We start from the raw sequence: 7,014 nt of genomic DNA, 5'->3' as shown, positions 1-7,014 counted from the left end.
CTTCTTTTTCAATGGATGAACAAGCCGGAAGAAGGAATACTTCAGTTTTTATGTCAGCAGGATTCACCCCTGCTTCCTTCTGCCAGAATGAGGCCGTTTCGGTTTCCCACAGGTCAACAGCTACCAGCCAGTCAAGTTTGGCCAATGCCCTGCGAACCATCTTGGCGCTGGGTGCCCCCACTGCAGGGTTCATGCCCCATACGCACATGCCCTTGATATCTCCGTTTGCCATAGCGCTGAATATCGGCAGATAGGAATAGTTCTTTGCATCTTCCACTTTGGGCAGATAGCTGTAAGCGGTTTCAAGGTCTGCATCCCTCCACCAGGCCTTTATCAGGCTTGCCATATATTTAGGGGTGTTTCCCCACCAGTTGAGGCTCTTCGGGTCGTTGTTCTTTGGGGTGTTCTGTTCATTGTAGATCGAAAGTGCTGTCTGGCTGGCCTTGGGGTACTTGAGATATCCCGGAAGAATATGAAACAGCGCCGCATGGTCGGACGAGCCCTGGACATTGCTTTCGCCGCGCATGGCGTTGATGCCGCCGCCCGCCATTCCGATATTCCCGAGCAGCAGCTGGAGTATGCCGAAGGCCCTTATATTCTCAGTTCCGTATGTGTGTTGTGTTATGCCCATAGCATAAAGGATGGTGCCCGAGAGTTCAGGTTTAAAGGTGGCTGTAAACATATCACAGACTTTTTCGAAATCTTTCGGGTCGGTTCCCGTGATCGCACATACCTTTTCAGCAGTATAGCGGGCATATTGTTTTTTGAGCAGCTGATATACGCACATGGGATCAGTAAGGGTAAGATCCATCTTCGGGATTCCCTTTTCATCCATCTGATAGGACCACGAAGCCTTGTCATACTTGCCTGCGTTTAATCCCGAGAAAACGCCGTCCAGGTCGGCAGCCCCCTTGAATTCGGGATTCACCAGGTAAGCCGCGTCTGTATAATTCTTTACATACTCTTCATTGATACGGTTTTTCTCGATCGCATAGTTGATCATGCCGCCTATAAATGCGATATCGGTGCCCGGGCGGAGCCTTGCATAAAAGTCTGCTGTTGCAGCCGTACGAGTAAACCTTGGGTCTACACAGATGAGTTTTGCCTTACGTTTTTGTCTCGCCTCGTTTATCCACTTGAAAGAGATGGGATGGTTTTCCGCAGGGTTTGAACCAAGTACGAGAACTGCATCCGCATGCTGTATATCTATCCAGTGATTCGTCATGACGCCGCGGCCGAAACAGCCTGCAAGCCCAGCAACGGTCGAACTGTGGCAAAGCCTGGCCTGATGCTCGACATAAACAAGGCCCAGCGCGCGATTCATCTTTGTCAGGGCATACACTTCCTCATTATCAAGAGCGGCGCCGCCGATTGCTGCTATAGCTTCAGTTCTGTTGACAATCTCGCCCTTGTCGTTCTGAAGGGTAAATGTCTCATCGCGCAGTTTCTTTATCTTTCTGGCAATATTATCCAGGGCCCAGTCCCATTCGACTTCCTGCCACTTGTCGGCGCCGGGAGCCCTGTACTGAACCTTTGACAGACGCTTGTCATTATTGGCGATCTGATAAAGAGCCGACCCCTTGGCGCAAAGCGCACCTTTGTTTATCGGGTGATCAGGGTCACCTTCTGTTCCAATAACCTTGCCATTGCTTACGCTCGCAATGATGCCGCATCCGACTCCACAATAAGGACAGATGGTGGTAACTTCCTTTGCATAGCGGATCTTTTTCGGCTGGGCCAGAACAGGCTGTACACCTATACTGACCCCAATACCCGCTGCCGTAAGACCGCTACCGGCAATCTTCAGGAAACTTCGCCTGGTAACATCCATAAAACCTCCTTATATATTTGTTTAAATTTGCTTTTTTTGTTTCGAGATAAACCTTTGGAAGGATTGCCCTCAGGGATGTATGGATATCCTGATAGAAATAAAATTAAATCTGATTGTTTAAAACCGGTTTTGATCTTGTCGACCAAACTCAGCCCCCTTAAGTTTTCCGCTGTCCTTTCCACAGCGGAAATACTCAAAGAGCTAGCTGGTCAGCCGTGGAGGGATAGCAGGGAGGTCTTCACTCGGAAACCATCCTGGCTTCCGATATGAGCCTCAATTTCTTTTAATTGGTTTGATTCTCATCATGTTCCCTTCTTGAAATAGTATTATGCCGTGTACTGCATAATAATTAATAATTCCAAAATGTTATATAAGTGAATGCCAGATTTCTGTCAATAATTGTCGGTTTTTTAGTTTGCTGAGGCTGTGATTAAAGGATCAAATGATATCCCCGCTGGCAGATAATTATGGTTACCAGTTATCAATCGTGATAATTTTACAGCAGATATCAAGATAGCGGCTCAACCGGCATAAGAAACGGCTTTATAAAAATCCTTTCAACACACAATGACAAGAAAGCCCCAATGAATAAATATTGATTTAAAACAACCGGATTCGCGATTTTTGCTTATATAGGGCACGCTGGAATCCGCACTTGACAGGAGGCGCCTGTGAATGAAGACCTTATGACAAGACGGAGCTTTATTAGAAAGAGTGCTGTAACCGCAGCTGTAGTTGCAGGCGGAGGCCTTTTGGCATGCTCAAAAACAGTGGGAGATAAAGAGCATGGGGCAGTATTCAACAGGGATGTGTATTCCGCTTCAGGCAGGGCTCAGGTCATACCGGAGCAGGTCATCGGCAGGCTTCCCGGATATGCGGGCAAGCGGCCCAACATCATAACCATATTATGCGACGATCTGGGCTGGGGCGACCTGGGCTGCTACGGTAACAAATCCATCAGGACCCCGAACATCGATAATCTTGCAAAAGAAGGTGTGCGTTTCACTGACTTTTACTCGTCGTGCTCGGTATGCACACCTTCGCGCTACGGCCTTCTCACGGGCAGATACGCGGTCCGCTCCGGCCTTATTTTCGTAATGCCCGCCTCGAACGAATCAATGATGCAGCTTACGATACGCCGGCTCGGCCGATGGTTCGGCAGCCTGGGCGCGGTTGACGTCCAGGAGGACTGCTGGGTCAAGGGGCTTCCTGATGACGAGATCACTATCGCCAGAGCACTCAAAGTGGCCGGCTACCGTACAGGAATGGTAGGCAAGTGGCATCTTGGCGATTTCAGCAAAGACCCTGCATACAACCCGCGCCGCCACGGCTTCGACAGCTTTTTCGGCGTGCCTCACAGCAATGACATGCCTCCCTGCGCCCTTTACCGTGACGATACAATGCTGGAACCGGACATCAAAGACAACCAGGCGCGCCTCACGGGCATGTATACGAAAGAGGCGACCGACTTCATCGACAAATCCAAGGGCGGACCGTTTTTCCTCTATCTTGCGCATACCTTCCCTCACCAGCCCCTTTATGCATCGGAAAAGTTCAAGGACAAGTCCAAAGTCGGCATATTCGGCGATGCTGTCGAGGAAATAGACTGGAGTGTGGGCGAGATCATGAAGTGTCTGGAGCGAAACGGTATAGCGGATAATATCATCATAATATTCACCAGCGACAACGGCCCCTGGTATAACGGGAGCCCGGGTGAATTCCGCGGCAGGAAGGGACAGAGCTATGAAGGAGGCTATCGTGTACCCTTCATCGTCAAATGGCCCGGCAATTCAAATGCAGGGACGGTCTGCACCGAGCCTGCGATGAATATCGACCTGTTCCCGACAATAACTTCAGCGGCGGGTCTTGCTCAACCTTCGGACCGCATCATCGACGGCAAAAATCTCGAGGGCCTTATTTCCGGCAAAGCCGCCAGGTCTCCTCACGATACCTTGTACTTCTATCACTATGAAGAGCTTGAGGGTGTACGAAAAGAAGACTGGAAATACTTCCGCAACATCAACCACTACATATGGCCGCAGCCTGTGGACAAGCCGACAACCTTCATGGGAAGAACCGCCAAGAAAGGTCACTTCGCCGACTGGCCTAACCTTTATAACCTCAATGTCGATGAAGGCGAGTGCTACAACCAGGCTGCCCGGTATCCGGACGTATGCCGGAGGATGGAATCGGAAATCGTGAAAAGGATGACCAGTGGCGCTGACAAGCTGATTGAGGAAATTATTCCGGAAGCTCTTCAATCATCCTGTCAAGGAAATTTTCGATTATCGCCTGCGTTTCAAGGCCGTCAAAGGTGGAGCCTGTAAGGGTCAACCCTCCTCCATAGCCCGTCATCCCAACAAGATGAAGCGGTGGGAACATGGGCGGGATAATAAGCCATGCCTGCGCCGCAGGTTTGCCAAAATTCGTGTGTTCATCGGTTATCGGCCCCATGTTGGTAAACGCATTCACCCATGAGCCTCGGGCCGCAGCCGTTCCAAAGAACCGGTTGAAAAGCCATGACGAGAACCTAGCAGGGAAAAACCATATCGACGGCATCGTTCCGATGTAATCGTTTAGACCATACCAGTTCGCTTTCCGTGCCCGGATCACCTTCGTTACTATTTCAAGCGTGTCTTCAAACCCGGATCCAAGCTTATTGCCAAGAATGACAAAATCCAGAGTACTCAGGTTGCAGACCGCTTCAGCCCTGCCTCCGGGAATGTACCAGCGGCGGAGGTCAATGGTCATTATAGAATGCAACTCGGACGCCCCATCCCAGCCTCCTGCTGATGCCAGTGTTCTGATGAACGCCGCCATCATCAAATCGTTAAGTGTAGCGCCGCGCGCACGGCCGTATCCGGCAAGACTCGCAGTTCTTTCAGCCGATATATGCCGCATAAGATACCGCGGCCTCCCATTACGCCCGCCGGGTATCCGGTATCCTAAACCCTTCGACGGCATCATTACTTTGAGCGACGTTATCAGGTAGTTCAGATAAATCCTGGGGATAGCATGGAGCGGTACACGCCTGAGCACCTGTAATATGCTCCGGGACCCCTTCAGGTTGGGTTCGGGGATATAACCCGGATCAACAGCGAGAAGGTTATAAATCCGGGCAAGGGTGGCGGAAGCCTCCTTCAGTCCTCCCGCATCGGCAGCTTCGTGCGAGATTTTTAGCGCAATACGGTCCTTGCCGCCGTCTTTAAAGAGACAACCCTTTAATTGCGGGCCGACTTCAGGATTGTTCTCGTCTGAGAGGAAGGCGTCATACTCCTCACGGGAAGAAGCCATCGTGAAGTTGCGCCTTCTGTCATGAGGCAGGCGTTCCCAGTAAACCCTGAGCGTATCAGTTACGAAGCGGCAGCCTAAAACCGGCTCGGCATCGAGGATCAGGTCGAGCGCTTTCTCAAGGCGGGCTGCGTCGATGCCGTGGTCAAACTCCATCTCAAGGTGCAGAACCATCTCGGCGAGAGCGCGCATGCATATTGCAGTCTTATCGATTGTCCGGGCCTTAAATCGGCCGGGTATTTTACGCATCTAATCCCTCCGGAATGTCCATGCTATACTTTACGGTATCCCTGAAAAACTCTTAATATCGTACATTATATTCCATTTCATTTGACCCTTGAGGTGGAGTTTCAAACGGCATATAATTACTACCGCTATTTGATCATTAGGAGGTATGACCATGGCGACGGAAAAAAAGTTGATCGGTAAGGTCTCCCACTACTTCAGCAAGATCAGTGTTGCAGGCATTCAGCTCAGCGAACCGCTTAAAGTCGGCGATAAAATATCCATCGAAGGAGCCACAACCAAGTTCGAAGAAATCATCGAATCCATGCAGATCGATAATGCAACCGTAACCCAGGCCAAGGCCGGCGACAACATCGGGATAAAAGTGAAGGACAAGACGCGGGTCGGAGACGATGTCTTTCTGATCACAGAATAAACTCATCTCAAAGACGCTGACAGCCCCTTGAGCCTCCTGTCTTTCATTCCACGTTGAAAACGGTGAACTGCTCCATCATGGAGTTCGTTATGAGTTCCGGGTCCTGGAATACCGGCGTTCCACTATTCAAATCTCCTGTCTTCGTATACTCCTTCAGCACGAACGGGACGCCATAGCTATAAAAGATATCAGGTCCGTCTGTTATCTGGAAGTGCAGATGCGGCCCTGTGGAATTTCCGGAATTCCCGAGTCTGGCGATCTCTTCTCCTTCATGCACCGTATCTCCAACACCGACCTTGATCGAACCCGGAATGCAGTGGCAGTAGAATGCATAATGCCCGCCTCCTATATCCAGCACCACGAAATTGCCGCCGTATTCGAGCAGGGTGTTAAGGACGACGTCCTGCATGTTGCCGTGGTTTTCAGGGAGTCCGTCCTGAACGAAAACAACAGTTCCGTCCGCAACCGCCAGAAGGGGGGTATTGTAGTTGAAATAATTTGTGTTCACTGTTGGATCGCCCTCATAGTAATCAGTAAACTCGTCATTCATCTGAACAGAGTCGAAGGCGTACCGCTCGGACGTAAAAAGCCCGCCGTTTACGAAAACAATGTTGTAGAAATGGTACCTGAGGGTGGACTGGTTCATGTAGATAAGATTATTCCTCTTTATCGGCGACGCAATAACGAGCGGCATCTCATCAAGCCTGGGTACGAATGTACCCCCTCTTAACGAGAACTCGTTACCGCTTGCCGTGTCCCTGAAGGAGAGCTGGTTCGTTACCAGCCTTGGCGGTGACTGCCCTAGCGGTATGGGCAGCTGGATAGAGAGGTAATAGCTGGTAAGCCTGTCGAATTTTACGAACTGGTTCTCAGGCAGTGGGTCCTTGTATATCTTAGGCAGGTCCGCCTTGTTGATAATGAACAGCTCCTGACCGGTACGGCAGTCCAGTACGGTAATCTTCTGGAGCTCCAGTCCGTCCTTTTCATACTCCCAGGTCTTGAGAGTGTAACCTATTCTTAAATATTTTTCCGTCTGGAATGGGACGTCGCTGAAGGCGACCTCGATGCTTCCCTTGTTGTTGCTGCTGCTGTTGCTGCCGCAGGCCTGTACGAACAACATAAGGGAAAATGTAATGACGGCCAATATCACTTTCTTCATATATTTCTCCATTTATTAGATGCCTGTGATTTGCAGGACAGCCTTGAAGCATGCAGCGTCTGCATATATATC

5 protein-coding genes are annotated in these 7,014 nt (G+C 50.3%); 2 read left to right on the top strand and 3 right to left on the bottom strand.

Annotated features, from left to right (window positions below):
• The coding region (locus VIS94_04675; protein ID HEY9160362.1) for a molybdopterin-dependent oxidoreductase at positions 1–1,831 on the bottom strand (1,831 nt) is incomplete at its 3' end.
• Between the two features lie 671 nt (positions 1,832–2,502).
• Between VIS94_04675 and VIS94_04670 the strand changes: the two genes are divergently transcribed.
• Positions 2,503–4,158, top strand: coding sequence for a sulfatase (locus VIS94_04670; GenBank protein ID HEY9160361.1), 1,656 nt, complete (start codon positions 2,503–2,505; stop codon positions 4,156–4,158).
• On the opposite strand, the gene VIS94_04665 is transcribed toward VIS94_04670, so the two are convergent.
• On the bottom strand, positions 4,073–5,371 hold the full coding sequence (locus tag VIS94_04665) for a hypothetical protein (protein HEY9160360.1): 1,299 nt from the start codon (positions 5,369–5,371) through the stop codon (positions 4,073–4,075). The two genes, VIS94_04670 and VIS94_04665, sit on opposite strands and share 86 nt — an antisense overlap.
• 151 nt (positions 5,372–5,522) lie before the next feature.
• Between VIS94_04665 and VIS94_04660 the strand changes: the two genes are divergently transcribed.
• A complete protein-coding gene (locus VIS94_04660) occupies positions 5,523–5,783 on the top strand; it encodes a translation elongation factor-like protein (protein HEY9160359.1) in 261 nt (86 codons plus the stop codon).
• A 43-nt stretch (positions 5,784–5,826) separates the two neighbouring features.
• Here VIS94_04660 and VIS94_04655 read toward each other — a convergent pair whose 3' ends face one another.
• A complete protein-coding gene (locus VIS94_04655; protein ID HEY9160358.1) occupies positions 5,827–6,942 on the bottom strand; it encodes a M23 family metallopeptidase in 1,116 nt (371 codons plus the stop codon).
• Positions 6,943–7,014: the final 72 nt, after the last annotated feature.

The organism is Desulfomonilia bacterium, from assembly GCA_036567785.1.
In the GTDB taxonomy this organism is placed as follows: domain Bacteria; phylum Desulfobacterota; class Desulfomonilia; order UBA1062; family UBA1062; genus DATCTV01.
The sequence above is the reverse complement of the archived record's forward strand: the minus strand, read 5'-3'. Positions and strand labels throughout refer to the sequence as shown.

Coding starts and splice junctions, on each gene's coding strand:
- VIS94_04665 (HEY9160360.1), bottom strand. CDS start 5,371: ATGCGTAAAATACCCGGCCGATTTAAGGCCCGGACAATCGATAAGACT.
- VIS94_04655 (HEY9160358.1), bottom strand. CDS start 6,942: ATGAAGAAAGTGATATTGGCCGTCATTACATTTTCCCTTATGTTGTTC.
- VIS94_04660 (HEY9160359.1), top strand. CDS start 5,523: ATGGCGACGGAAAAAAAGTTGATCGGTAAGGTCTCCCACTACTTCAGC.